The following is a 25,336-nucleotide window of genomic DNA, read 5'->3' as shown; positions in this document are numbered from 1 at the left end:
CCGGCTGCGCACCCGCACCAGGCGGAACGGCGAGGAGCCTCCGGAGCCGCGCGCCCGGCAACCGCGGCCGCGGCCGCGGCCTGGACGCCGTCACCTCCCGTTCACCCTCATGAGGGAGGGTGTGTCCAGTGAACGACCACCCCGGCGACCCGCTGCTCCGAGGCGCGCACGCACCGCCCCCGCGCACCCTCGTCGAGATCTTCCGGGAGACCGTCGCGCAGGCCGCCGACGAGCCGGCGGTCGACGCCGGCACCGGCGTCCTCACCTACGCCGAGCTCGAGGAGTCGGCCGACGAGCTGGCCGCCGAGCTCGCCGCTCTCGGCGTCGGCCCCGGCGACAAGGTCGGCGTCCGGGTCTCCTCGGGCACCACCGACCTGTACGTCGCCATCATCGGCATCCTGCTCGCCGGCGCCGCCTACGTGCCCGTCGACGCCGACGACCCCGAGGAGCGCGCCCGGCTCGTCTTCGGCGAGGCGGACGTCGCCGCGGTGGTCGGCAACGACCTGGTCGTCGTCCCGCGTCGCCCGGCCGCGGCCCCCGACCAGCGCCGGCCGAGCGACCCCGGTCTCGACGACGACGCCTGGGTGATCTTCACCTCCGGCTCGACGGGGCGGCCCAAGGGGGTCGCGGTCACCCACCGCTCGGCAGCGGCGTTCGTGGACGCCGAGTCGCGGATGTTCTGCCAGGACCGCCCCCTCGGCGTCGGGGACCGGGTGATGGCCGGCCTCTCGGTCGCCTTCGACGCCAGCTGCGAGGAGATGTGGCTCGCGTGGCGCTACGGCGGGTGCCTGGTCCCGGCCCCGCGCGCCCTCGTACGCAGCGGCATCGACGTCGGGCCGTGGCTCGTCGCCAACCGGGTCACCGTCGTCTCGACCGTGCCCACCCTGGTCGCCCTCTGGCCGGCCGCCGCGCTCACCGACGTCCGGCTCCTGATCATGGGCGGGGAGGCCTGCCCGCCCGAGCTCGCTGCACGCCTGGTCGCCCCCGGCCGCGAGGTCTGGAACACCTACGGACCCACCGAGGCGACGGTGGTCGCCTGCGGCACCGAGCTGACGGGGGAGGGGCCCGTGCGGATCGGCCTGCCGCTCGACGGCTGGGACCTCGCCGTCGTCGACGCGGAGGGCCACCGCGTGCCGGAGGGCGCGACCGGCGAGCTGATCATCGGCGGCGTCGGGCTGGCCCGCTACCTCGACCCCGCCAAGGACGCCGAGAAGTACGCCGCGATGCCGACACTCGGCTGGGACCGTGCCTACCGCAGCGGCGACCTCGTGGTCCACGACCCCGCCGGACTGCTGTTCGGCGGCCGCGCCGACGACCAGGTCAAGCTCGGCGGCCGCCGGATCGAGCTCGGCGAGATCGACAGCGCGCTGCTCGCGCTGCCCGGCGTCCACGGCGCCGCCGCGGCCGTGCGGAGGTCGGCGGCCGGCAACAGCCTGCTCGTCGGCTACGTGTCGGTCGACGACGACTTCGACCAGACCGCGGCCCTCGCGCTCCTGCGCCGCGACATGCCGGCCGCCCTCGTGCCGCGTCTCGCCGTCGTCGACACCCTGCCCACCCGGACGTCGGGCAAGGTCGACCGCGACGCCCTCCCGTGGCCGCTGCCCCGCTCCACCGACCCGACGGCGTCCGGGTTCAGCGCCACCGAGGCCTGGGTCGCGGACCTCTGGCTCGACATCCTCGGCTCCGGCGCCGAGACGCGCACGGCCGACTTCTTCGACCTCGGCGGCGGTAGCCTGTCCGCCGCCCAGCTCGTCTCGCGGCTCCGGGCGCGCTTCCCCGAGGTCGTGGTGGGCGACCTCTACGAGCACCCCACCCTCGGCGACCTCGGCGCCCACCTCGAGGGGATGGCCGCCGCGGGGCCCGCCTCCGACCGCAGCGTGCGTCCGACGCCGCTCAAGACGCAGGCCGGCCAGGTCGTGGCGACCGCGCTGGTCCGCTGCCTGGCCGTTCCGCGCTGGCTGTTCTGGGTCGGTCTCGCCTGCCTGCTGCTCGGCACCCTCGACGGGCTGGGCTGGCTGCCCGACGTCCCGGCCTGGCTGCTCGTCGTGCTCGGCGCGGCCTTCGTCGCCCCGCCGGGCCGGATGCTGCTCGCCGCCGGCGCCGCGCGGATCCTGCTGCGCCCGGTCGAGCCGGGCGACCACCCCCGCGGCGGCAAGGCGCACCTGCGGCTCTGGCTCGCCGGGCACGTCGCCGACGAGCTCGGCGCGGTCGGCCTGGCCGCGGCGCCGTTCATGACCTGGTACGCCCGGCTGCTCGGCGCCCAGGTCGGACGCGACGTCGACCTGCACTCGGTGCCGCCGATCACCGGCCTGCTCACCCTCGGCCGGGGGTGCTCGATCGAGCCCGAGGTCGACCTCTCCGGCTACTGGGTCGACGGCGACGTCCTGCACCTCGGCGCGGTGCGGGTGGGCGCCCGCGCGCGCGTCGGTGCACGCTCGATGCTCTGCCCCGGCGCCCACGTCGGCGCGGACGCCGAGGTCGGGCCGGGCTCGTCGGTCTTCGGGCACGTGCCCGACGGCGGGTTCTGGTCGGGCTCGCCCGCCGAGCGGATCTCCGACGACGCCCGCGGTCCGTGGTCCGAGCGGCCCAGCAACAGCCGGTGGTGGGTGGCCGCCTACGGCACGGTCGCGCTGCTCCTCGCCGCCCTCCCGGTCGTGGCCGTGCTGGTGGGGGCGCTGCCACCGCTGTTCCTCGCCGACCGGCCCGACGACGCCGCCGGGCTGCTCGCCCTGGCGGCCTGGCTGCCGCTCTCGACCGTCGTCGGCCTGGTCGCGCTCGCGCTCCTCGTGCTGGCCGTCGTCCGTGTGGCGGGGAAGGCCGTCGTGACCGGCGTCCACCCGGTGCGGAGCCGACCGGCCCTGGCCGTCTGGACGACGATGCGGGTGCTCGACGAGGCCCGCACCTGGCTCTTCCCGCTCTACTCCTCGACGCTGACGCCGTACTGGCTGCGCGCCCTCGGCGCCCGGATCGGCAAGGACGTCGAGGCGTCCACGGTGCTGATGATCCCCTCGCTCACCCAGGTCAACGACGAGTCGTTCCTCGCCGACGACACGCTGATCGGCGGCTACGAGCTCGGCGGCGGCTGGCTGCGCGCCGAGCGGGTCAAGATCGGCAAGCGCGCCTTCGTCGGCAACTCCGGCATGGCCGCGCCGGGGCGTCGGGTGCCGAAGGCGTCCCTCGTCGCGGTGCTGTCGGCAGCGCCGCAGCGCCGCACGGCGTCCAAGGGCGAGTCCTGGCTCGGCAGCCCGCCGGCCCCGCTGCGTCGTACGGCGCCCGCGACCGCCGACGACCGCACGTTCGACCCTCCGACGCGGCTGCGGGTCTACCGTGCGCTCGTCGAGGTGTGCCGACTGGTGCCGGCGATGGTCGGGTTCGGGCTCGCGGGCCTGGTCACGACCGGCGTCGTCGCGCTGCTCGACGGTCCCGGCGTCGTCGCCGCCGTGCTGCTCACCGGCCCGCTCCTGGTGGCGGCGGGGCTCGCCGCCGCGCTCGTCGCGGTCGCCGCGAAGTGGGTGCTGATCGGGCGCCTCCGGCCCGGCAGCCACCCGCTCTGGAGCGGCTTCGTGTGGCGCAACGAGCTCTCCGACACCTTCGTCGAGGTGGTCGCCGCGCCGTGGTTCGCCCGCGCGGTGAGCGGCACCCCGATCCTCAACGCGTGGTTCCGCCTGCTCGGCGCGAAGATCGGCCGCGGCGTCTGGTGCGAGACCTACTGGATGCCCGAGACCGACCTGGTCGAGCTCGGTGACGGCGCGACGGTCAACCAGGGCAGCGTGGTGCAGACCCACCTGTTCCACGACCGGCGCTTCTCCACCGACGTGGTCACCCTGGAGCGCGGTGCGACCCTTGGTCCCAACAGCGTCATCCTGCCCGCGGCGACCCTCGGGCGGCACGCTACGGTCGGCCCCGTGTCGTTGGTGATGAGGGGCGAGTCGGTGCCGGACCGGACCACGTGGATCGGGAACCCGATCGGACCGTGGGACGGCGGGCACCAGCCGCGATGAGGAACCTGCCCACCGCCGACCCGTACCTCCCCGACCACGGCGACCCGAGCTGGAGCGCCGAGCACTACGACCTCGACCTCTCCTACGACCTGGTGCGCAACCACCTGCGCGGCCAGGCCGAGATCCGGGCGCGCGCGAGCGCCGACGCGGACCGGGTCGTGCTCGACCTGGCCCACCTCACCGCCACCAAGGTCACCCTCGACGGCGCGGCGCCGCGCTTCACCCAGCGCGGCCACCGCCTCGTCGTCACCCCGCGGACGCCGCTCGCCGCCGGGACGACCTTCACGCTCCGCATCGCCTACGCCGGCAACCCCCAGCCCCTGGTCGCCAAGCACCTCGGCGAAGCCGGGTGGGAGGAGCTCACCGACGGCGTCATCGTCGCCGCCCAGCCGCACGGCGCGCCGACCTGGTACCCCTGCAACGACCGGCCCGACGACAAGGCCTCCTACCGGATCGCCGTCGCCGCACCGCACGGCTACACCGTCGTCTCCAACGGCACGCAGACCGGGCGCCAGCGTGGCGCGAGCACCACGACGTGGGTCCACGAGCAGGTCGAGCCGATGTCGACGTACCTCGCGACCGTGCAGATCGGCCGGTACGACGTCCGCGAGCTCGGCACCGACCCGCCGCTGAGGGCCGCGGTGCCCGCGGACGCGGGGGAGGGGTTCGAGGCCGCCTTCGGCCGCAACGCCGAGATGCTGGCCACCTTCGCCGAGCTGTTCGGGCCCTACCCGTTCCCGGCGTACGCCGTCGTCGTCACCGACGACGACCTGGAGATCCCGCTGGAGTCGCAGAGCCTGTCGACGTTCGGCCGCAACTTCATGACCGGCGACTGGGACTCCGTGCGGCTGGTCGCCCACGAGCTCGCGCACCAGTGGTTCGGCAACGCCGTGACGCTGCGCCGCTGGCAGGACATCTGGCTGCACGAGGGTTTCGCCTGCTACAGCGAGTGGCTGTGGTCGGAGGCCTCCGGCGGCGACAGCGCCGACGAGTGGGCCGCCCACCACCACGAGCGGCTCTCGCGCCTCGACGAGGACCTGCTGCTCTCCGACCCCGGCCCGGAGCTGATGTTCGACGACCGCGTCTACAAGCGCGGCGCCCTCGCCCTGCACGCCCTGCGCCGCACCGTCGGCGACGACGCGTTCTTCGACCTGCTGCGCGGCTGGGTCGCCGACCACGCCGGCGGCAACGTCACCACCGCCGACTTCGAGCGCGAGGCCGCCGAACGCACCGGCCACGACCTCGACGCCCTCTTCGAGAGCTGGCTGCACCGCACCGAGCTGCCCGACCTCCCGTGACGCTGACCCGTCACCTATGGGTGACGGGTCGGCGGAGACAGCACTGACCCGTTACCTATCGGCGACGGATCGGCGGAGACAGCGCTGACCCGTCACCTATGGGTGACGGGTCGGCGGAGACAGCACTGACCCGTCACCTATGGGTGACGGGTCAGCGGGGTGTGGAGCTCAGGCGGGTCGGCCCGGTCAGGTCACGCCCAGCGCTCGGAGGCGGGGGTGAAGGTGAGCTGGCGGTCGCCGGTGTAGATCTGCTTCGGCCGGGCGATCTTCTGCTCCTTGTCCTGGACGAGCTCGAGCCACTGCGCCAGCCAGCCGGGGGTGCGGCCGATGGCGAAGAGGACCGTGAACATCTCGGGCGGGAACTGGAAGGCCTCGTAGATCAGGCCGGAGTAGAAGTCGACGTTCGGGTAGAGCTTGCGGCTCACGAAGTACTCGTCCTCGAGCGCGATCTTCTCGAGCTCGAGGGCGATGTCGAGGAGCGGGTTGGTGCCGGTGACGTCGAAGACGTCCTCGGCGGCCTTCTTGATGATCCGCGCGCGCGGGTCGTAGTTCTTGTAGACCCGGTGGCCGAAGCCCATCAGCCGCTCGTTGCCGTCCTTGACGCCCTGGATGAAGGCGGGGATGTTCTCCTTCGACCCGATCCGCTTGAGGGAGCGCAGCACGGCCTCGTTGGCGCCGCCGTGGAGCGGGCCGTAGAGGGCGCCGACGCCGGCCGCGACCGCGGAGTACGGGTCGACCTGCGACGAGCCGACCGAGCGGACGGCGTTCGTCGAGCAGTTCTGCTCGTGGTCGGCGTGCAGGATGAAGAGCACGTCGAGGGCCTTGACGAGTCGCTCGTCGGGCTCGTAGCGCTGCTCGCTCATCTTGAACAGCATCGAGAGGAAGTTCGCGGTGTAGCTGAGCTCGTTGTCGGGGTAGACGAACGGCTTGCCCTGGGCGTTGCGGAAGGACCAGGCGCCGAGGGTCGGCATCTTCGCGATCATCCGGACGATCTGCATGTGCCGGTTGTCGGCGTCCTTGATGTCGGCGGCCTCGGGGTAGAACGTCGAGAGGGCCCCGACCGACGCCATCAGCATCCCCATCGGGTGCGCGTCGTAGCGGAAGCCCTCCATGAACGTCTTGACGTTCTCGTGGACGAACGTGTGGTAGGTGATCTCGTGCACCCAGGCGTCGTACTCGGCCTTGGTGGGGAGCGCTCCGTGCACCAGGAGGTAGGCCACCTCGAGGAAGCTGGACCCCTCGGCCAGCTGCTCGATGGGGTACCCGCGGTACTCGAGGATGCCCTTGTCGCCGTCGATGTAGGTGACGGCGGAGCGGCAGGAGGCGGTGTTGACGAAGCCCGGGTCGTAGACCGCGAGGCCGGGGGTCTCGTCGTCGGTGCGGATCTTCCCGAGGTCGGCGGCCTTGATGGTGCCGTCGGTGATCGGGACGTCGTACTCCGAGCCGGTGCGGTTGTCGCGGACGGTGAGAGAGTCGGTCACCCTCCCAACGTAGTCGGCGGGGCGAGGGCCCGCGAACCCGGCATCACCTGACGGACGCCGGAGGCGGGGCCGACGTCCCGAATTGCCGTACTCCGCGCGGTGACCGTATCTTGGTGGGTCGAGTCTCCTGCCGCGTCCCGACCGCCGTACCCACGGTCGAGATGCAGATCCGGACGAAGAGGAGCCGGACAGAGTTCGTCAGAAGACCCACGCACCCGGATCCTCGGGCGCACCCCCGCCAGGGCACCCCCTGCCGGATCCCACGAACGAGAATGAGCACCTACATGCGTACGTACGCTCCCAAGCCCGGTGACATCGAGCGCACCTGGCACGTCATCGACGCCCAGGACATCGTCCTGGGCCGCCTCGCGGTCGTGTGCGCCACCCTGCTGCGTGGCAAGCACAAGCCGACCTACGCCCCGAACGTCGACGGCGGCGACTTCGTCATCGTCGTGAACGCCGAGAAGGTCGCGCTGGCCGGCAACAAGGCCACCACCAAGAAGGTCTACCGCCACTCCGGCTTCCCGGGCGGCCTCACCGAGACCGCGATCGGCGACGTCCTCGCCAAGGACGCCCGCAAGGTCATCGAGCGGGCCGTGTGGGGCATGCTCCCCAAGAACAAGCTCAGCCGTCAGCAGCTCACCAAGCTGAAGGTGTACGCCGGCCCCGACCACCCGCACGCCGCTCAGAAGGCCGTGCCCCACGAGATCGTCCAGATCTCCCAGTAACACGACCTTCCACGACGAGCAGAGCAGGTAGAGAACAGATGTCTGAGAACACCACCGAGGTCACCGAGGTCGAGGAGACCTTCGAGACCGACGAGTCCGGCGTGGCCTACACGTCCGAGAGCGCCGCCGGCGCCGACACCCCGGCCCGCCCGGCGACGATCGCCCCCGCCGCCGCGACCGGCCGCCGCAAGGAGGCCGTCGCCCGCGTGCGCATCGTCCCCGGCACCGGCAACTTCCGCATCAACGGCCGCACGATGGACTCCTACTTCCCCAACAAGCTGCACCAGCAGGTCGTGAACGAGCCGTTCGCCGCCCTGCAGCTCGAGGGTCGCTTCGACGTCATCGCCCGCATCCACGGCGGCGGCATCACCGGCCAGGCCGGTGCGCTGCGCCTCGGCATCGCGCGCTGCCTCAACGAGATCGACCTCGAGACCAACCGCGCCACGCTCAAGAAGGCCGGGCTGCTGACCCGCGACTCGCGCGTCATCGAGCGCAAGAAGGCCGGTCTCAAGAAGGCCCGCAAGGCGCCCCAGTTCAGCAAGCGCTGATCGCCTGCCGCGGTGCTTGTCCCCAGCACCGCGGCGGCACCCACATCGGTCGGCGGCCCGTCCCGGGCCGCCGACCGGCGTGCTTCTGGACCGTTGCCCGCGATGGGAGAAGGATCCTCATGCCCCGCATCTTCGGAACCGACGGCGTCCGCGGCCTGGCCAACGGCTTGCTGACCGCCGAGCTCGCCCTCGACCTCGGTGTCGCCGCCGCGCGCGTCCTGGTCGACCGCGGCGGCTACTCCGGGCAGCGTCCCCTGGCGGTCGTCGGTCGTGACACCCGGATCTCCGGGCAGTTCCTCGAGCACGCCGTCGTGGCCGGGCTGGCCTCGGCCGGCGTCGACGTCCTGCGCCTGCGGGTGCTGCCGACGCCCGGCGTCGCCTACTTCACCGACGCCCTCGGCGCCGACGTCGGCGTCGTCATCAGCGCCTCCCACAACGCGATGCCCGACAACGGCATCAAGTTCCTCGCCCGCGGCGGCGTCAAGCTCGACGACGCCCTCGAGCGCGAGATCGAGGCGCACCTCGGCCAGGAGTGGGACCGCCCCACCGGCGGCGACGTCGGCCGGGTGCGGCCCTACGCGCCCACGGTGGAGGAGTACGCCGCCCACCTGGCCCGCACCCTCGACGGGACCATCGGCCCGCTGCGCGTCGTCCTCGACTGCGCCCACGGGGCGGCCAGCGAGGTCGGGCCGCGCGCCTTCGCCGACGCCGGCATCGACGTCGTCACCATCGGCGCCGAGCCCGACGGGCTCAACATCAACGACGGCTACGGCTCCACCCACCTCGACCGGCTGCAGCGTGCGGTGGTGGACCACGGCGCGCACGCCGGCTTCGCCGTCGACGGGGACGCCGACCGGTGCCTCGCCGTCGACGCCACCGGCGCCGTCGTGGACGGCGACCAGATCCTCGCGATCCTGGCGCTGGCCCTGCGCGACGGGGGCCGCCTGGTCGACGACACGGTGGTCGCGACCGTGATGAGCAACCTCGGCTTCGTCCGGGCGATGACCGCCGCCGGGATCGTCGTGCGCCAGACCGGGGTCGGCGACCGCTACGTGCTCGAGGACATGAACGCCGGCGGCTACAACCTCGGCGGCGAGCAGTCCGGCCACGTCATCATGCGCGACCACGCCACCACCGGCGACGGCGTCCTGACCGCCCTGCACGTGCTGCAGCGGATGGTCACCACCGGCCGCTCGCTGCGCGACCTCGCCGCCGTCGTCACCCGGTTCCCGCAGGTGCTGGTCAACGTGCCCGGCGTCGACAAGGCACGGTGCAGCACCGACGAGGTCCTCGCCGCCGCGGTGGCGGCCGAGGAGGCCGCGCTCGGCGACGAGGGTCGCGTGCTGCTGCGCCCGTCGGGCACCGAGCCGCTGGTGCGGGTGATGGTCGAGGCCGCCACCCAGGAGCGCGCCGACGGCGTCGCGCACCGCCTCGCCGACGTCGTCCGGGAGCGGCTCAGCCTGTCCTAGGCCGGTCGCGGGCCCAGCCGTGGGTCCGGCCGTCGGTCCGGCCGTCGGTCCGGTCGTAGGGTGGGCGCCCATGAGCGGCGACGGGATCCAGGTCCTCGGCTTCCCGGTGACCAGCACCCCGTTCCTGCACGCCTGGTGGTACGTCGCGCTGTGGTCGCGCGAGCACGTCCTCCTCGACACGTTCCCGGCCTGGCCGGACGCGCAGCGGCACTGGACGACGCCGCACCCCGATCGCGAGCAGCACCACCTGCTCGCCCGGCGCGACGGCGACCCGGTCGGTGCCGCCGTGGTGCGCACGGTCGGGCGCGACAACCCGCACCTGGCGTTCGTGGAGGTCTACTGCCTGCCCGGCAGCCGTCGCCTGGGAGTCGGCACGGCCCTCCTGCGCGAGGCCGAGCACCTGGCCCTCGGTCTGGGACGCCGCACCCTCCTGGCCGAGACGATCGCGCCGCCGGGACAGGAGAGCCCGGGGCTGGTCTTTGCCGCCGCGCACGGCTACCGGCGGGCCGGCCTGGAGGAGCGGAAGAGCGTCGACCTGGCCGCCACCGAGCACCGGTGGGACGACGTCGACGCCGAGGTCGCCGAGCGCTCGGCCGGTTACGACGTCCTCTGGTGGGGCGACACCACGCCCGACGACCAGGTCGACCGGGTCTGTGCCCTCTACACGCGCTTCCTCGGCGAGGTCCCGCTCGGCGAGGTCGACCTCCGGCCGGAGTCCTGGGACGCCGACCGGCTCCGCGAGACCGAGGCCCACCAGGCCGCCGTCGGTCGGCACCGCCTGCTCGTGGCCGCGCGCGCCCCCGACGGGAGCCTGGTCGGCTACAGCGAGGCCGTCCGCGCGAACGCCGTCCCGCACCGCTGCGGCATCTCCGGCACCCTGGTCGTGCCCGAGCACCGGGGGCACGCCCTCGGCCTGGCCCTCAAGGTGCGCCTGCACCGGCTCGTCCGCGCGCAGTGGCCCGACTGCGCCACGGTGCTGACCGGGAACGCCGGCAGCAACGCCGCCATGAACGCCGTCAACGACCGTCTCGGGTACGTCGCCGTCGAGGACGGGCACCAGCTCCAGAAGGTGCTTCCGCCACCCCCGTCCGGCTGACCCGCGCGGGGCGGCGAATACCCTCGGCGCCATGTCCCACACCGCTGCCCGGTCCCGCCGCGCCCTCCGAGTCGTCGCCGCTCCGGCCCTCGCGCTGACCCTCGCCCTGTCCCTCGCCGCCTGCGGCGGGGACGACGGCGACGAGACGGCGTCCGACACCTCCGGCGAGACCCCGACCGACTGGGCCCCCGCGATCGAGACGAACGAGGAGGGTGACGTCACCGGTCTCGACTTCGCCGACACCACCGAGCCCGGCGACGAGCTCGAGGTGCGGATCGTCGAGGAGGGCGACGGCGCGGAGGTCACCGCCGGCCAGACGATCCAGGCCGACTACTGGGGCCAGAGCTACGGCACCGAGGAGCCCTTCGACGAGAGCTACAGCGGGGAGCCGTTCACGGCGCAGATCGGCGTCGGCCAGCTGATCCCGGGCTGGGACCAGGCCCTGGTGGGCGTCCCGGTGGGCAGCCGGGTGCTGCTCTCCATCCCGCCGGACCTCGGCTACGGCGACCAGGACCAGCCGGGCATCCCCGGGGGCTCGACGCTGTACTTCGTGCTGGACATCATCAGCGCCGCGTGACGGCGAGGCCGCCCCGGTGATCGCCGCACCCTCGCTCGGGGTCGACGGGCTCACGAAGACCTTCGGGCCCCTTCGAGCCGTCGACGACCTGACGTTCGAGGTGCGCCCAGGCGCGGTGACCGGGTTTCTCGGCCCGAACGGTGCCGGCAAGACCACGACGCTGCGGATGCTGCTGGGGCTGGCGACACCGACGTCCGGCAGCACCCGGGTCGGCGACCGCCCGTACGCCGCGCACCCGCAGCCGGCGCGGGTCGTCGGCGCCGCCCTCGAGGCCACCGGGTTCCACCCCGGTCGCACCGGCCTCGGGCACCTGCAGGTCTACGCGCCGCAGGTCGGGGCGGACCTCGACCGGTGCCACGAGCTCCTCGACACCGTGGGGCTCTCGGCGGCGGCCGGCCGCCGGGTCGGCCAGTACTCGATGGGCATGCGGCAGCGCCTCGGGCTCGCGACCGCGCTGCTCGGGGACCCGCCGTGCCTCGTGCTGGACGAGCCGACCAACGGGCTCGACCCCGAGGGCATCCGGTGGCTGCGGACCCTGCTGCGCGGCTTCGCCGCCGAGGGCCGCACCGTGCTGGTCTCCAGCCACCTCCTCGGCGAGGTCCAGAACACCGTCGACGACGTCGTCGTCATCGTCCGCGGCCGACTCGTGCACGCCTCGTCGCTGGCCGACCTGGCCGCGCTGGCCGAGCCCGGGGCGTACGTCGTCTCGCCGACCGCCGGCGCCGTCGCCGACCTGGCCCGGCGCCAGGGCTGGCCGGTCCGGGCGCACGAGCGCGGGCTCGTGGTCGACGGCGTGACCGCCGACGTGGTCGGCACGGCGGCGCACCGCGACGGGGTCGAGCTGCACGAGCTCACGCCGCGCGGCACCGACCTCGAGGACGTCTTCCTCCGGCTGACCGCGACCGGTCACGACCTCGCCGGGACGCCGGGAGGAGCCCGGTGAGGGCCGCGCTCCGGTCGGAGGTCCGCAAGCTCCTGAGCACCCGGCTGTGGTGGGTGCTGCTGCTGGCGATGGCCGGCTACCTCGCCTTCATCGGCGCCACCCTCGGGCTCGCGCTCGCCCTCGGTGGCGACGTCGAGGAGTCGGGCGGCGCGCCGGTCCTCGGCGGTGTCGACGCGGCCACCACCGTCTACAGCCTGGTCAGCGCGATCGGGTACGTCTTCCCGCTGGTCGTCGGCAGCCTCGCCGTCACCACCGAGTTCCGGCACCACACGATCACCCAGACCCTGCTGGCCGAGCCGCGCCGCGGCGTCCTCCTGGCGGCGAAGCTGCTGGCGACCGTGCCCGTCGGCCTGGCGTACGGCGTCGTGGGGGCCCTCGCGATCGTGCTCGGCGGCGCGCCGGCGCTCGCGATCGCGGGCGACGGGGCGTTCCTGACGGACGGCGACGTCGTGCAGGTCCTCCTCCTCGACGTCCTGGTCACCGTCCTCTGGGCACTGCTCGGCGCGGCGTTCGGCCTGCTCGTGACCCAGCAGGTGGCCGCGATCGTGGTCATCCTGGCGTTCACCCAGTTCGTCGAGCCGGTCGCGCGGCTCGCGCTCGGTGCGGTGGACGCGCTCGCCGGCGTCGGGGCGTTCCTGCCGGGCGCGGCCGCCGACGCCCTGATCGGAGCCAGCTTCTTCGGCGAGCTGGGGTCGGCCGACCTGCTCCCTCGCTGGGCAGGGGCGCTGGTCCTGCTGGCCTACATCGGCACCTTCGCCACCGTCGGCCGGCTGACGACGTTGCGCCGCGACGTCGCCTGAGGGACGGCGTTCGGCGACTCAGAGCTTGCGGAGCCGGACGTAGCGGACCGAGTGGTCGCGGTCCTTGCGCATCACCAGCGTGGCTCGCGACCGGGTCGGCAGGATGTTCTGGACCAGGTTGGGGCCGTTGATCGTGGCCCAGATGCGCTCGGCCTCGGCGACGGCCTCGTCGTGGGTGAGCTCGGCGTACTTCGAGAAGTACGACTCCGGGTCGCGGAACGCCGTCTCGCGCAGCCGCAGGAACCGCGAGACGTACCAGTCGCGGATCTTGTCGCGCCCGGCGTCGACGTAGATGGAGAAGTCGAAGAAGTCGCTCAGCGTCAGCCCGGCGCTGCCGTCGTCGCGCACCCGCGCGGGCTGGAGCACGTTGAGGCCCTCGATGATGACGATGTCGGGTCGCTTGATGGTGATCCGTTCGTCCGGCACGACGTCGTAGACCAGGTGGGAGTACGTCGGCGCCTCCACCTCGTCGCGGCCGGACTTGATGTCGACGACGAACCGCAGCAGCGCGCGCCGGTCGTAGGACTCCGGGAAGCCCTTGCGCTGCATGATCCCGCGCCGCTCGAGCTCGGCGTTCGGGTAGAGGAAGCCGTCGGTCGTGACGAGGGCGACGTTGGGGTGCTCGGGCCAGTGGGCGAGCATCTGCTGCAGCACCCGCGCGGTGGTCGACTTGCCCACTGCCACCGAGCCCGCGAGCCCGATCACGAACGGCGTGCGCGGCGGCGTCCTCTGGTGGAGGAACCGCTCCTGGTCGCGGTGCAGCTGCCCGGCCGAGCCGACGTACAGGCTGAGCAGCCGCGACAGGGGGAGGTAGACCTCCTCGACCTCGCGCAGGTCGAGGGAGTCGCCCAACCCGCGCAGCGTGCGGACCTCGTCCTCCGTCAGGGGGCTCTCGGTCTCGTGCGCCAGGGCGGCCCAGGCGCTGCGGTCGAGCTCGATGTAGGGCGAGGACTCCCGCGCCGCCTCCCGGCCCAGCGGGTCGGTGTCATGGCGCCGACCGGCACCCGCGTGGGACATGGCCGCGATTCTTGCAGCAGCCGCGCCCGTGGGAGGCGGCAGTCCGTCTCTCGTAGGCTGGCGCGCTATGTGCGGAATCGTGGGTTACGTCGGACCGAAGCAGGCCCAGGACGTCGTGGTCGAGGGGTTGCGGCGCCTCGAGTACCGCGGCTACGACTCGGCCGGGGTCGCGCTCGTCGTCCCCGGCGGTGCGTCGGGCGTGATCGCCGACGCCAAGAAGGCCGGCAAGCTGGCCAACCTCGAGAAGGTGATCGCCGACAGCACGCTGCCGCCGTCCCACACCGGGATCGGGCACACCCGCTGGGCGACGCACGGCGCGCCGACCGACGCCAACGCCCACCCGCACCTCGGGCGCGAGCGCCGGGTCGCGCTGGTGCACAACGGCATCATCGAGAACTTCGCCGAGCTGCGCACCCGCCTCGAGGACGACGGCCACGTGCTGCTCTCGGAGACCGACACCGAGGTCGCGGCCCACCTGCTCGAGCTCGCGGTGACCGCCGGCGCCGACCTGACGACCGCGATGCAGCAGGTCTGCCGCCGCCTCGAGGGCGCCTTCACCCTGGTGGCCGTCGACGCCCACGACCCCGACCGGGTGGTGGCAGCGCGCCGCAACTCGCCGCTGGTCGTCGGGGTGGGGGAGGGCGAGCACTTCCTCGGGTCCGACGTCGCGGCGTTCATCGAGCACACGCGCGAGGCGGTCGAGCTCGGCCAGGACCAGGTCGTCACGATCACCCGTGACGCCGTCGCGATCACCGACTTCGACGGCCGCCCGGGCCAGGGGCGGGCCTACCACGTCGACTGGGACCTGTCGGCCGCCGAGAAGGACGGTCACGACTGGTTCATGCGCAAGGAGATCTTCGAGCAGCCCCACGCCGTCGCCGACTCGCTGCTGGGCCGTCGCACGCCGTCCGGCCTGCTCCAGCTCGACGAGATGCGGCTCTCCGACGACGAGATCCGCGACGTCGACAAGATCATCATCATCGCCGCCGGCACCTCGTTCTACGCCGGCATGGTCGCGAAGTACGCCATCGAGCACTGGACGCGGATCCCCGTCGAGGTCGAGCTCAGCTCGGAGTTCCGCTACCGCGACCCGATCCTCGACCACTCGACCCTCGTCGTCGCGATCAGCCAGTCCGGCGAGACCGCCGACACGCTGCAGGCGATCCGGCACGCCCGCTCGCAGCGCTCGAAGGTCCTCGCGATCTGCAACACCAACGGCTCGACCATCCCCCGCGAGTCCGACGCGGTCATCTACACCCACGCCGGACCCGAGATCGGCGTCGCCTCGACCAAGGGCTTCCTGACCCAGCTGGTCGCCTGCTACCTGCTGGCGCTGTACGTCGCGCAGGTGAAGGGCACCCGCTTCGGCGACGAGATCGAGGAGGTCATGAGCCAGCTCGAGGCGATGCCCGGGCACATCGCGACGGTCCTCGCCGGCGCCGACCAGGTCTACGACCTCGCGCGCGCCCACACCGGCACCCGCTCGGTGCTCTTCCTCGGCCGGCACGCCGGCTACCCCGTCGCGCTCGAGGGCGCGCTGAAGCTCAAGGAGATCGCCTACCTGCACGCCGAGGGCTTCGCGGCCGGCGAGCTCAAGCACGGCCCGATCGCCCTGGTCGAGGAGGGTCTGCCGGTTCTGTGCATCGTCCCGCCCCGTGGGCGCGACCAGCTGCACGAGAAGATGATCTCCGGCATCCAGGAGGTCCGCGCCCGGGGCGCGCAGACCATCTGCCTGGCCGAGGAGGGCGACACCCGGATCGAGCCGTACGCCGACGTCCTGATCCGGCTGCCGAAGGTGCCGGTGCTGCTGCAGCCGCTCGTCGCCGTCGTCCCGCTCCAGCTGTTCGCCTGCGAGCTCGCCACCGCGCTCGGCCACGACGTCGACCAGCCCCGCAACCTGGCCAAGTCCGTCACGGTCGAGTGATGGTCCCGTCGTCCGCGCGCAGGTCCTCGTCGTGCGCCCCTGGCGCGCAATTGCATCGAATGGGGCAGCTCGGTCCGGAAAACCCGAGCCGATCGCGGCAATTGCGCGAATCGGCCACCCCGGGAGCCCCCCGGTGATCATCGGCGTGGGCATCGACGTGTGCGACCTCGACCGGTTCGCGGCGTCGATGGAGCGGACGCCGGGCCTGCGCGACCGGCTGTTCACCCCGGCCGAGGCCGTGCGCCCGCTGGCCTCGCTCGCGGCCAGGTTCGCCGCCAAGGAGGCCCTCGCCAAGGCGCTCGGCGCACCGGCCGGCCTCGCGTGGCACGACGCCGAGGTGTTCTCCGAGGAGTCAGGTCGGCCCCGGTTCGAGCTGCGGGGCACCGTCCTGGCCCGCGCCGACGAGCTCGGCGTCGGCCACGTGCACGTCTCGCTCTCCCACGACGCCGGCATCGCCTCGGCCGTCGTCGTCCTGGAGTCGTAGCCGGCCGCCCGGGCGGGATTTCCCCGGTCGACCGGGGAAGTCTGAACTGGGGGGCCGGGATCCCGGCCGACAAGTTCAGGGATCCCCGGTCGACCGGGGAAACCCCGGGCCACTGGCTACGGTGGTCGGATGAGGCAGGCACACACGGTCGAGCAGGTGCGGGAGGCCGAGCGGGCGCTGATGGCGCGGCTGCCGGACGGCGCGCTGATGCAGCGGGCCGCGCACGGACTGGCGCACGCGGTGCTCGACCTGCTCGGGACGGCCGGGACGGTCCACGGACGCCGGGTGCTGCTCCTGGTCGGCTCCGGCGACAACGGGGGTGACGCCCTGTACGCCGGCGCGGTGCTCGCGCGGCGCGGGGTCGCCGTCGAGGCGTGGCTGCTGTCCGACCACGCCCACGAGGCCGGACTCGCGGCCCTGAGGCGGGCGGGGGGTCGCCCGGTCACGGCCGCGCCGCGCGCCCGGCCCGACCTCGTCGTCGACGGGATCGTCGGGATCGGGGGCCGGCCCGGGCTGAGGCCCGAGGCCCAGCGGGCGCTGGACGCCGTCGCCGGCGTGCCGGTCGTCGCGGTCGACGTGCCGAGCGGGGTCGACGTCGACACCGGCGAGGTCGACGGCCCGCACGTCGAGGCGGTGCTCACGGTCACCTTCGGCACCCACAAGCTCGCCCACCTCGTCGACCCCGCGGCGCGTGCCGCCGGCACCGTGCACCTCGTCGACCTCGGCCTCGACCTGCCCGCGCCGGCCGCGGAGGCCCTGCAGCGCGCCGACGTCGCCGCCCTCCTGCCGCGCCCCGGCCCGGACGCCCAGAAGTACTCCCGCGGCGTCGTCGGCGTCCGCGCCGGGTCCGACGCCTACCCGGGCGCCGGGCTGCTCTCCGTCGCCGGGGCGAGCTGCGGCCTCGCCGGGATGGTCCGCTACGTCGGCGACCGCGGCGTCCTCGACCTGGTCCACGCCCAGCACCCCGAGGTCGTCGGCGCCGGCCGTGTGCAGGCGTGGGTGGTCGGCAGCGGCAGCGGCGACGGCGCCGCCGGGACCCTGGCCGAGGCGCTCGCCGACGCCGTCCCGACCCTCGTGGACGCCGACGCGCTGGCGCACGCACCCCGCGGCGGCGGGCACGAGTCGCTGGTCCTCACCCCGCACGCCGGCGAGCTGGCCCGGATGCTCGACGTCGACCGCGACGACGTCGAGGCACGTCCCCTCGAGCACGCCCGCCGCGCCGTCGAGACCTACGGTGCCGTGGTGCTGCTCAAGGGCCGCCACACCCTCGTCGTGCACCCCGACGGCCGGGTGCGGGTCACCACCACGGGCACGCCGTGGCTGGCCACGGCGGGCGCCGGCGACGTCCTCGGCGGCGTGGTCGGCGCGCTGCTGGCCGCCGGCCTCGCCCCCTACGACGCCGCGTCGGTCGGCTCCTGGCTGCACGGCGCCGCGGCGACGGCCGCCTCCGCCGACGGTCCGATCACCGCCGGTGACGTCGCGCGTGGCCTGCCACGCGTGCTCGGGTCGCTGCTGCGAGAATCGACGACATGACCCGAGCCGAGATCGTCGTCGACCTCGCGGCCATCCGTCACAACGTCCGGCTGCTGCGCGAGCTGGTCGGCGGCACGATGATCACCGTGGTCAAGGCCGACGGCTACGGCCACGGGATGGTCGAGGTCGCCCGCGCCGCCCGCGACGCTGGCGCCGAGTGGCTCGCCGTCGCCACCCTCGACGAGGCCCGCGCGCTCCGCGCCGGCGGCGACACCGGCCCCGTGCTCACCTGGCTGACGGTCCCCGGCGAGCGCTACGACGACGTGGTCCGCGCCGGGATCGACCTCACGGCGTACTCCGTCGCCGAGCTCGACGAGATCGCCGCCGCCGACGCCGGTGTCCCGGCCCGCGTGCAGCTCAAGGTCGACACCGGGCTGGGACGGGGGGGAGCGACCCGCGCCGACTGGGAGCGGTTCTTCGCCTGCGCCCGGGCCGGGGAGGAGGCCGGTGCCTGGACGGTCACCGGGATCTGGTCGCACCTCGCCTGCGCCGACGAGCCCGACCACCCCGCCAACGACGCCCAGCAGGCCGCCTTCGACGACGCCCTCGTGCTGGCCGACGCGGCCGGGCTGCGGCCCGCGCTGCGCCACCTCGCCAACTCGGCCGCCGCGATCCTGCGCCCCGGCGCACGCTACGACGCCGTCCGGGTCGGCCTCGCCAGCTACGGCCTCGACCCCGCCCCGACCGTCGACCACGGCACCGACCTGCGCCCGGCGATGACCGTGCGCGCCGACCTCGCGCTGGTCAAGCACCTCGCTGCCGGCGACTCCGTCTCCTACGGTCACACCTGGACCGCCGACGCCCCGACGACCATCGGCCTGGTCCCCGCCGGGTACGCCGAGGGCGTGCCCGTCGCGGGCAGCGGCCGGCTCGAGGTCGCCGTCGCCGGCACGCGGCGTCCGCTGCGTGGCCGGGTCTGCATGGACCAGGTGCTGGTCGACCTCGGCGGTGAGGAGCCGCCCGCCGGCACCGACGTCGTCCTGTTCGGCCCGCCCGGCGACGGTCGCGCGACCGCCCAGGACTGGGCCGAGGCGTGCGGCACCATCAGCTACGAGATCGTCACCCGGGTCGGCGGCCGGATGCCGCGCCGCCACGTCGACCACGATCACGACCACGACCACGACCGGGACCGGCGATGAGCACGAAGGGCAGGGTGATCGGATCCATCGGCGGCGCCCTCGGCGTCGCGGCGGCCGGCACCGCCGTCGGCATCCTGCGCCAGCACCGCGCGATCAGCCGGGTCGCGGGCGCCGACGTCCCGTTCGGCTCGCTGCGCTCACCGGCGGTCACCGTGGTCGCCGAGGACGGCGTCCCGCTGCACGTCGAGATCGACGACGTCGACCCCGGCACCGCCGAGGGCCGTCGCGGCCGACGCGCCGGCGCCACCCCGCCGGTCACCGTCGTCTTCGTGCACGGCTACTGCCTCAACCTGGACTGCTGGCACTTCCAGCGCGCCGCCTACCGGGGCCTGGTCCGCAGCGTCTACTACGACCAGCGCTCCCACGGGCGCTCCGGTCGCTCCGACCGCGAGCACGCCACGATCGACCAGCTCGGCCGCGACCTCGCGCAGGTCATCGACGTGGTCGTGCCCGACGGCCCGGTGGTGCTGGTCGGACACTCGATGGGCGGCATGACCGTCGTGGCCCTCGCCGAGCAGCTCCCCGAGCTGATCGGCACGAAGGTGATCGGGGTCGCGCTGATCTCGACCACCGCCGGCGGGTTCGACCCCAGCCGGATCCTGCTCCCGATGCTCCCCGCGCGCCTGACCGGTCGGCTGACGCACCGCGCGATGGCGACGCTGCACCGCGGCCACGGCGCCATCGACTCGGCCCGCCGCGTCGGCCGGGCGGTCGCCAACGTCGCGACGCGGCAGTTCGCCTTCGGCGGCGACGTCCCGCGCTCCTACGTCTCGTTCGTCGACGACATGCTGTCGCAGACGCCGTTCGAGGTGGTCGCCGACTTCTTCCCGAGCTTCCGCGACCTCGACAAGTTCGACTTCGTCGAGGTGCTCGACGAGGTCCCGGTCTCGATCATCTGCGGCAACGCCGACAAGCTGACCTCGATCGGGCACTCCCGCAAGCTGCACGTCCGGATCCCCGGCTCCCGGCTGCTCGAGTGCGACGGCGCCGGCCACATGGTGCCGCTGGAGCGCCACGACCAGGTGAACGCCGAGCTCGACCAGCTCATCACGGCGGCCACGACCCGAGCAGCCGGCCGGTGAGCGAGGTCAGCGTCCGTCGCGTCGGCCCCGAGTCCGCCGCGGCCGTGCTCGCGATCGTCCGCGACGCCTTCGGCAGCCGCCCGCCGCTGGACCCGCCGGCCGACGCGCTCACCGAGACCGAGGCGTCGATCGCCACCCGGCTGGCCCTCGGCGGCGGTCTGGTCGCCCGGGTCGACGGCGTACCGGTCGGGGCCCTGCTGCTCGACGCCGTCGGCGACGCCGTCTACCTGCGCCGGTTCGGCGTGGTCGCGGCCGCGCGCGGCCACGGCGTCGCGGGCGCACTGATCCAGGCGGCGTCCGAGGCCGCCGTCGGCCGGCCGTGGCTGCGGGTGGTCGCGCGCGAGGAGCTGCCGGCGACCGTCGCCTTCTGGGTGCGCCGCGGGTTCGTCCAGACCGACCGCCGCTCGCCCTACGTCGAGCTGGTCCGGCCGGTGCCCGCCTTCCACGAGGTGCCCACCGCCGACGACATGCGCGCGCTCGGCGTCCGTGTCGCCCGGACGCTGCGACCCGGCGACCTCGTCGTCCTCACCGGCGACCTCGGAGCGGGCAAGACCACCTTCACCCAGGGCCTGGGCCGCGGGCTCGGCGTCGAGGGCGCGGTGACCTCGCCGACGTTCGTCATCGCGCGCGAGCACCGCTCGACCTCCGGCGGCCCCGAGCTGGTGCACGTCGACGCCTACCGCCTCGGCGGTGCCGCCGAGCTCGACGACCTCGACCTCGACACGTCCTTCGACCACGCCGTCACCGTGGTCGAGTGGGGCGAGGGGGTCGCCGAGGACCTCGCCGACTCCCGCCTCCAGATCCGCATCACGCGATCCGCGGGCGCCACGGACCGGGGGGTCGACGGCGAGCTCGACCCGCGGACCGTCGAGATCCTGCGGCTCGGACCGCGCTGGGCGACGTCGTGACCCCGGCGGCGACCGCGCTGGTCGTCGTCGACCTGCAGCGTGAGTACGTCAGGGCGGACCCGCCGCCGTTCGACGTCGCGGGCCTCCTGACGGCGGTGGGCGGCCTGCTCGACGCCGCCCGGGCCGCCGGCGCGCTCGTCGTGCACGTGCGCGACGTCGGCACCGCCGACCCGCGCTTCCCGGCCGTCGGCCCGGGCCGCGACCTCGTCCTGCCGGTCGTGCCGACCGACGTCGTCCTCGACAAGCAGGACGACGACCCGTTCGCCACCACGGCGCTGGCCCGGCACCTCCGCGCCCACCGGACGGTCGTCGTCGCCGGGCTGCAGAGCGAGATGTGCGTGGCCGCCACGGCGCGCGGCGCGCTCCTGCGCGGTTACACCGTCGTGCTGCCCTGCGACGCCCACACGACCTACGACGTGCCTCCCGGGCCGGCCGGGCCAGCGGTCACGGCCGCGCAGGTGCGCCACGTGGCCGCCTGGTCGCTCGGCGACGGCGTGCACCTGCCGCCCCGCTCGGCGGAGGTGGCCTTCGAACCGGCCCCGCCTGCCATGGCCTAACGTCGGGGCCGTGCTGCTCGCGTTCGACACCGCCTCGCCCACCGTGACCGTCGCCCTCCTCGACGACGGCGAGGTGCTGGCCGAGCTCGTCTCGGAGGAGACGATGCGGCACGGCGAGCAGCTGGCGCCGCTGATCGACGAGGCGCTGCGCCGGTGCGACGCGCTGCGGTCCGACGTGACGGCGGTCGCCGTCGGTGTCGGCCCGGGTCCGTTCACCGGGTTGCGGGTCGGTCTGGTCACCGCCCGCACGCTGGCCTTCGTCCTCGACGTCCCCGTCTACGGCGTGTGCAGCCTCGACGCGCTGGCCGTCGAGGCGATCGACACCGGAGCGGTGCACGGAGGCTTCGTGGTCGCCACCGACGCGCGCCGCAAGGAGGTCTACCTCGCGGCGTACGACGAGGACGGCGTCCGCACCGGTGGCCCGGCCGTCGACCGGCCCGCGACCGTCGCCACCACCGTCCCGGTGGTGGGGGAGGGCGCGGTCCTCTACCCGGACTCCTTCCCCAACCGGGTCGGCCCGGTGCGTCCGTCGGCGGGCTGGCTGGGACGGGCTGTCGGCGAGGAGCGGGTCGAGCTGCTCGACCCCGAGCCGCTCTACCTGCGACGTCCCGACGCCGTCGTGCCCGGCGCCGCCAAGCCCGTCCCGTGACCCCCGACGCCGGCCCGGCGACCGCCCCGACCATCCGTCCGGCCGACCCGGGCGACGCCGCCGCGGTCGCCGACCTCGAGGCCGAGAACCTCGGCGCCGACGCGTGGCCCCTCGGCCTGGTCGCCGCGGGTGTCGCGGGTGAGGCGCCGACCGTGACCTACCTCGTCGCCGACGTCGGCGGCCTCGTGGTCGGGTACGCCGCCGCCAGCGTCGTCGCCGACATCGCCGAGCTGCAGCGCGTCGCGGTCACCCCCGGCCACCGACGTGCAGGGGTCGCGGGCCTGCTGCTCGACGGCGTCGTCGGCCTGGCCCGGTCCGGCGGGGCCGACCGGGTGCTGCTCGAGGTGCGGGAGGACAACGAAGCCGCGCTGGGCTTCTACGCCCAGCGCGGCTTCGTGGAGATCGACCGCCGACGCAGGTACTACCGCGACGGCGCGACCGCCGTGGTGATGCTGCTCCCGGTCGACCGCTGAGGCCGCCCGGGCGTCCTCAGTCGAGGACCTCGGGTGCCACGCCGTCGTCGTCGATCCAGTCGCGACCGTCGTCGAAGAGGTCGCGGTCGCGCCCCTGCTCGTCCTGGTCCCTGCCCGAGCGGCGCCCGGCGCCGGCGGCTCCCACGCCGCCCTGGCCACGGCCCCCGGCCGTGCCGCGGGTGCCCTTGGCGCTGCCGTTGCGCGAGCCCGCCGCCCCGGCGGCGCCGGCCGCTCCGCGGCCCGTGCCCCGGCCTGCGGTGCCGCGCCCGGCCGCGCCGCCCAGGCCGCCCGCCGGCCGCGACGTCGGCACGGCACCCGCCGCGCCTCCGCGTCCGAGGGCGCCGGTCGTGCCGGCCGGCCGTCCGCTCGCACCGATGGGGCGCGCCCCGGCCGGCGTGCCGGGCGTGACGACGCCGGGACGCACGCCGGCACCGATCGCGGCACCGGCCGCGGCGCCACCGGCGCCGATCCCGGCCGCCGCGGCGGGCGACACGCCTCCCGGTGCCCCGCCGGACCCCGGGCTCGGCGGCATCGCCGACGGCGAGACGGGTGAGATCGGGGCGATCGGGGTGGTGGACCCCGGCGTCGTGGGCGTGATCGGGGCGGTCGGTGCGGGTGCCCCCGGGGCGGTCGGCGGGAGCGGCGCACCGGGTCCCTGGGGCGTGCCCGGGGTCGGGCCCTGCGGGTAGCCCGGCTGCGTCGGGGTGCCCGGCGGCGGCGAGGACGGCGGCGGCGCGGTCGGCGGCGGCGCCGTCGGCGGTGTGGGGGGCGAGGACGTCGGCGGGCGCGGCGAGGTCGGTGCCTCGGGCGCGTTGCCCCCCGGGGTGGTCGGTCCGGTCGGCGGCACCTTCACGGGCGGCTCGGAGCTCCCCTGCTCGCCGTGGATCCGCTTGATGTCGCCGAGCTCGGCCCCGAACACCTCGTCGAGGCGGCGGGTCCACTCCCCGGAGATCCGCTCACGGGCCTCGAGGTTGTCGTTGTACTCCTTCACGGACTCACCGTGCTTGCGCTGCGCGGTGACGTCCTCCTTCGTCGCCGGCCCGACCGGACGACGGTAGGGGCCGGGCTTGTCCAGCTCGGGGCTGCTGACGTCCATCTGCCGGCGCGCCTCCCTGGCCTCCCGGATCGCCTTGGCGGTCCGGTCGAGCGCCCGGCTGCCGTCGCGCAGCAGCTCGACGCGCTCGTCGAGGCCCCGCGCGGTCTCCACGAAGGAGCGCCCCATCGCGGGACCCGTCTCGCCGCCGATGACCTTGTCGCGCTGGGCCGCCTGGCGCATGGACGCGGCCACCACGTTGAGGAGCTCGGCGCACCGGTACCACTCCGCCGACCCCTCGTCGATCTGCTCGTCGTCGGCGCCGTCGAGGTAGCGCCGGAACTCGATCTCGGACGGTCCGGCCATCAGTCCTCCTCCGCCGGGATCTCGCAGGTGTTGTTGCTGAAGTCGGGCGGGGCGGTGCAGCTCTCGACCGCCTCCAGGGTCGGGACGGGGGCGCCGGCCACGCGGTCGGTCGAGCGCCGCGAGCCGTCGCCGCTGGTCTCGTCGGTGAAGACCATGTCGTCGTGGAAGCGGTGGATCTTCACGACGTAGCCCTCGAGCCCGGCGACCAGGTCGCGCATCGCGTCGGTCACGTGCTGGTGGGCGAGGTTCACGTGGTGGCCGAACTGCTGGCCGGGGTCCGAGGCGCCGAAGACGGCCGGGGCCACGCCCTTCGGGCGGGAGTTCCGGTCGACGTCGTCGGCGTTCTCGGTGAGGATCTTGACGATCTCGCGGATCGTCTCCTCCTCGACGTTGATCGCGCCCAGCGCTGCGCCTGCCTGTGCGGCCAGACCGATGGTCATCCGTCAACTCTCCTCTGCTGGTCTGCTGCGGGTCCCGGGACGCGGTTCGCCTACCCCTGGCCCACACCGGTAAACCTGCGGCGCCCCGCCGGCCGCGCGGCACCGCACTGGCTAGGGTCGGCGTAGTCCCGATCTCGGAAAGGGGTCCCGCTCGTGCGATCCGTGTCCCGCTGCAAGGCGCTTCCCGCTGCCGTCCTGGTGGCCGTGCTCGTGCTGTCCGGCTGCGACGGTGGTGACGGCGGGGACGGCGGTGGCGGCGGGGGAGCGGAGGCGTCCTCGTCCGCGAGCGCCACCCCGTCCGAGGCGGGCTCCCCGTCCGAGGAGCCGACGACGGCGGAGCCGACCGAGCCGGCCGTCGTCCCGGCGTCCGGTCCCGAGCTGACGATGGACGTCGCCACGGTGCGGCTCCCCGAGGGGTGGGAGCTGACCGACGGCCAGGCCAGCTTCCTGGCCACGGGCACCGACCCCGGGGCCGGTGCGACGAGCTTCATCGGGCTCTCGCAGTTCCCCTCGCTGACGCCCGACCCGACGCCGGCCGAGCTCGAGGAGACGGTGCTCGACGGCGACCTCCGCGGTCGCGGGGAGGTGCAGGACCCGGTCGAGGTCGACGGGGTCGAGATGCGCCGGCTGACGGGCCGGGACGGTTCGTCGTCCCTCGAGGTGTTCATCGCCCTCGTCGACGGCGACCTGGTCACGCTCAAGATCCGGCAGGGCAAGGACATCCCGCAGGACGCCCGCGACGAGGTCGTCGCGAGCGTCCTGGCGAGCTTCAGCTGGACCTGAGTGCCGC

At 74.4% G+C, this 25,336-nt stretch carries 23 protein-coding genes; 19 read left to right on the top strand and 4 right to left on the bottom strand.

Translation table 11 applies throughout. The features are described 5' to 3' along the window. Window positions 1-128 precede the first annotated feature (128 nt). Together E4623_RS01610 and E4623_RS01605 are read left to right on the top strand one after the other, a co-directional pair. A complete protein-coding gene (locus tag E4623_RS01610) occupies window positions 129-4,001 on the top strand; it encodes a Pls/PosA family non-ribosomal peptide synthetase (RefSeq protein ID WP_134764771.1) in 3,873 nt (1,290 codons plus the stop codon). Further along, window positions 3,998-5,299: a M1 family metallopeptidase gene (locus tag E4623_RS01605; RefSeq protein WP_134764770.1), complete on the top strand. Its 1,302-nt coding sequence runs from the start codon at window positions 3,998-4,000 to the stop codon at window positions 5,297-5,299. The genes E4623_RS01610 and E4623_RS01605 overlap by 4 nt, the downstream gene beginning before the upstream one ends. 191 nt (window positions 5,300-5,490) lie before the next feature. Here E4623_RS01605 and E4623_RS01600 read toward each other — a convergent pair whose 3' ends face one another. After that, window positions 5,491-6,780 carry a citrate synthase gene (locus E4623_RS01600; protein ID WP_134764769.1) on the bottom strand — a complete coding sequence of 430 codons (1,290 nt, stop codon included), beginning with the start codon at window positions 6,778-6,780 and terminating at the stop codon, window positions 5,491-5,493. A gap of 284 nt (window positions 6,781-7,064) precedes the next feature. On the opposite strand from E4623_RS01600, the gene rplM reads away from it, so the two are divergent. The 7 genes from rplM (at window position 7,065) to E4623_RS01565 (ending at window position 12,941) form a co-directional block, all read left to right on the top strand. Beyond that, the gene (rplM, locus tag E4623_RS01595) at window positions 7,065-7,508 is read left to right on the top strand and encodes a 50S ribosomal protein L13 (protein WP_134764768.1); all 444 of its coding nucleotides are present in this window, start codon (window positions 7,065-7,067) and stop codon (window positions 7,506-7,508) included. 38 nt (window positions 7,509-7,546) lie between these two features. After that, window positions 7,547-8,056, top strand: a complete 510-nt coding sequence (gene rpsI, locus E4623_RS01590) for a 30S ribosomal protein S9 (protein ID WP_134764767.1) — start codon at window positions 7,547-7,549, stop codon at window positions 8,054-8,056. Between the two features lie 119 nt (window positions 8,057-8,175). Next, entirely contained in the window at window positions 8,176-9,525 is a 1,350-nt protein-coding gene (gene glmM / locus E4623_RS01585) for a phosphoglucosamine mutase (RefSeq protein ID WP_134764766.1), read from the top strand. A 70-nt stretch (window positions 9,526-9,595) separates the two neighbouring features. Beyond that, window positions 9,596-10,621: a GNAT family N-acetyltransferase gene (locus tag E4623_RS01580; protein ID WP_134764765.1), complete on the top strand. Its 1,026-nt coding sequence runs from the start codon at window positions 9,596-9,598 to the stop codon at window positions 10,619-10,621. A 31-nt stretch (window positions 10,622-10,652) separates the two neighbouring features. After that, a complete protein-coding gene (locus tag E4623_RS01575; protein WP_134764764.1) occupies window positions 10,653-11,198 on the top strand; it encodes an FKBP-type peptidyl-prolyl cis-trans isomerase in 546 nt (181 codons plus the stop codon). A 16-nt stretch (window positions 11,199-11,214) separates the two neighbouring features. Next, window positions 11,215-12,141, top strand: a complete 927-nt coding sequence (locus E4623_RS01570) for an ATP-binding cassette domain-containing protein (RefSeq protein ID WP_209020442.1) — start codon at window positions 11,215-11,217, stop codon at window positions 12,139-12,141. Further along, window positions 12,138-12,941, top strand: a complete 804-nt coding sequence (locus E4623_RS01565; RefSeq protein ID WP_134764763.1) for an ABC transporter permease — start codon at window positions 12,138-12,140, stop codon at window positions 12,939-12,941. The genes E4623_RS01570 and E4623_RS01565 overlap by 4 nt, the downstream gene beginning before the upstream one ends. A gap of 18 nt (window positions 12,942-12,959) precedes the next feature. Here E4623_RS01565 and coaA read toward each other — a convergent pair whose 3' ends face one another. Then, on the bottom strand, window positions 12,960-13,958 hold the full coding sequence (gene coaA, locus E4623_RS01560; protein ID WP_134764762.1) for a type I pantothenate kinase: 999 nt from the start codon (window positions 13,956-13,958) through the stop codon (window positions 12,960-12,962). Window positions 13,959-14,025: 67 nt separating this feature from the next. Here coaA and glmS point away from each other — a divergent pair, with 67 nt between their 5' ends. The 9 genes from glmS (at window position 14,026) to rimI (ending at window position 22,707) form a co-directional block, all read left to right on the top strand. Further along, complete coding sequence (glmS, locus tag E4623_RS01555; RefSeq protein WP_134764761.1) at window positions 14,026-15,882, top strand: glutamine--fructose-6-phosphate transaminase (isomerizing); 1,857 nt, start codon at window positions 14,026-14,028, stop codon at window positions 15,880-15,882. Between the two features lie 133 nt (window positions 15,883-16,015). Further along, entirely contained in the window at window positions 16,016-16,366 is a 351-nt protein-coding gene (locus E4623_RS01550) for a holo-ACP synthase (protein ID WP_134764760.1), read from the top strand. 129 nt (window positions 16,367-16,495) lie between these two features. Continuing rightward, window positions 16,496-17,899, top strand: coding sequence for a bifunctional ADP-dependent NAD(P)H-hydrate dehydratase/NAD(P)H-hydrate epimerase (locus E4623_RS01545; protein WP_134764759.1), 1,404 nt, complete (start codon window positions 16,496-16,498; stop codon window positions 17,897-17,899). Continuing rightward, the gene (gene alr / locus E4623_RS01540) at window positions 17,896-19,038 is read left to right on the top strand and encodes an alanine racemase (RefSeq protein WP_134764758.1); all 1,143 of its coding nucleotides are present in this window, start codon (window positions 17,896-17,898) and stop codon (window positions 19,036-19,038) included. The genes E4623_RS01545 and alr overlap by 4 nt, the downstream gene beginning before the upstream one ends. A 14-nt stretch (window positions 19,039-19,052) precedes the next feature. After that, on the top strand, window positions 19,053-20,120 hold the full coding sequence (locus E4623_RS01535) for an alpha/beta hydrolase (RefSeq protein ID WP_245154775.1): 1,068 nt from the start codon (window positions 19,053-19,055) through the stop codon (window positions 20,118-20,120). Then, window positions 20,117-21,028 (top strand): tRNA (adenosine(37)-N6)-threonylcarbamoyltransferase complex ATPase subunit type 1 TsaE, encoded by a 912-nt coding sequence (tsaE, locus tag E4623_RS23420; RefSeq protein ID WP_348537277.1) that lies wholly within the window; start codon window positions 20,117-20,119, stop codon window positions 21,026-21,028. Before E4623_RS01535 ends, tsaE begins: the two co-directional genes overlap by 4 nt. Beyond that, window positions 21,025-21,585, top strand: coding sequence for an isochorismatase family protein (locus E4623_RS01525; RefSeq protein WP_167736425.1), 561 nt, complete (start codon window positions 21,025-21,027; stop codon window positions 21,583-21,585). Before tsaE ends, E4623_RS01525 begins: the two co-directional genes overlap by 4 nt. 10 nt (window positions 21,586-21,595) lie before the next feature. Further along, window positions 21,596-22,234, top strand: a complete 639-nt coding sequence (tsaB, locus tag E4623_RS01520; protein WP_134764755.1) for a tRNA (adenosine(37)-N6)-threonylcarbamoyltransferase complex dimerization subunit type 1 TsaB — start codon at window positions 21,596-21,598, stop codon at window positions 22,232-22,234. Further along, on the top strand, window positions 22,231-22,707 hold the full coding sequence (rimI, locus tag E4623_RS01515; protein WP_134764754.1) for a ribosomal protein S18-alanine N-acetyltransferase: 477 nt from the start codon (window positions 22,231-22,233) through the stop codon (window positions 22,705-22,707). The genes tsaB and rimI overlap by 4 nt, the downstream gene beginning before the upstream one ends. Before the next feature lie 16 nt (window positions 22,708-22,723). Here rimI and E4623_RS01510 read toward each other — a convergent pair whose 3' ends face one another. Together E4623_RS01510 and E4623_RS01505 are read right to left on the bottom strand one after the other, a co-directional pair. Then, window positions 22,724-24,106 (bottom strand): hypothetical protein, encoded by a 1,383-nt coding sequence (locus E4623_RS01510; protein ID WP_134764753.1) that lies wholly within the window; start codon window positions 24,104-24,106, stop codon window positions 22,724-22,726. Further along, a complete protein-coding gene (locus E4623_RS01505) occupies window positions 24,106-24,546 on the bottom strand; it encodes a hypothetical protein (RefSeq protein ID WP_134764752.1) in 441 nt (146 codons plus the stop codon). The genes E4623_RS01510 and E4623_RS01505 overlap by 1 nt, the downstream gene beginning before the upstream one ends. Window positions 24,547-24,699: 153 nt before the next feature. Between E4623_RS01505 and E4623_RS22430 the strand changes: the two genes are divergently transcribed. Next, window positions 24,700-25,329, top strand: a complete 630-nt coding sequence (locus tag E4623_RS22430; RefSeq protein ID WP_167736424.1) for a hypothetical protein — start codon at window positions 24,700-24,702, stop codon at window positions 25,327-25,329. The last annotated feature ends 7 nt before the right edge of the window (window positions 25,330-25,336 follow it).

The organism is Nocardioides sp. 1609 (genome assembly GCF_004522105.1).
Lineage (GTDB): Bacteria > Actinomycetota > Actinomycetes > Propionibacteriales > Nocardioidaceae > Nocardioides.
The sequence above is the reverse complement of the archived record's forward strand: the minus strand, read 5'-3'. Positions and strand labels throughout refer to the sequence as shown.

Bases quoted from the DNA above. Each gene is read 5' to 3' on its own strand.
- E4623_RS01510 (WP_134764753.1), bottom strand. From the start codon at position 24,106: ATGGCCGGACCGTCCGAGATCGAGTTCCGGCGCTACCTCGACGGCGCC.
- alr (WP_134764758.1), top strand. From the start codon at position 17,896: ATGACCCGAGCCGAGATCGTCGTCGACCTCGCGGCCATCCGTCACAAC.
- E4623_RS01545 (WP_134764759.1), top strand. From the start codon at position 16,496: ATGAGGCAGGCACACACGGTCGAGCAGGTGCGGGAGGCCGAGCGGGCG.
- rplM (WP_134764768.1), top strand. From the start codon at position 7,065: ATGCGTACGTACGCTCCCAAGCCCGGTGACATCGAGCGCACCTGGCAC.
- E4623_RS01575 (WP_134764764.1), top strand. From the start codon at position 10,653: ATGTCCCACACCGCTGCCCGGTCCCGCCGCGCCCTCCGAGTCGTCGCC.
- E4623_RS01505 (WP_134764752.1), bottom strand. From the start codon at position 24,546: ATGACCATCGGTCTGGCCGCACAGGCAGGCGCAGCGCTGGGCGCGATC.
- E4623_RS01580 (WP_134764765.1), top strand. From the start codon at position 9,596: ATGAGCGGCGACGGGATCCAGGTCCTCGGCTTCCCGGTGACCAGCACC.
- glmM (WP_134764766.1), top strand. From the start codon at position 8,176: ATGCCCCGCATCTTCGGAACCGACGGCGTCCGCGGCCTGGCCAACGGC.
- glmS (WP_134764761.1), top strand. From the start codon at position 14,026: ATGTGCGGAATCGTGGGTTACGTCGGACCGAAGCAGGCCCAGGACGTC.
- rpsI (WP_134764767.1), top strand. From the start codon at position 7,547: ATGTCTGAGAACACCACCGAGGTCACCGAGGTCGAGGAGACCTTCGAG.
- E4623_RS01605 (WP_134764770.1), top strand. From the start codon at position 3,998: ATGAGGAACCTGCCCACCGCCGACCCGTACCTCCCCGACCACGGCGAC.
- coaA (WP_134764762.1), bottom strand. From the start codon at position 13,958: ATGTCCCACGCGGGTGCCGGTCGGCGCCATGACACCGACCCGCTGGGC.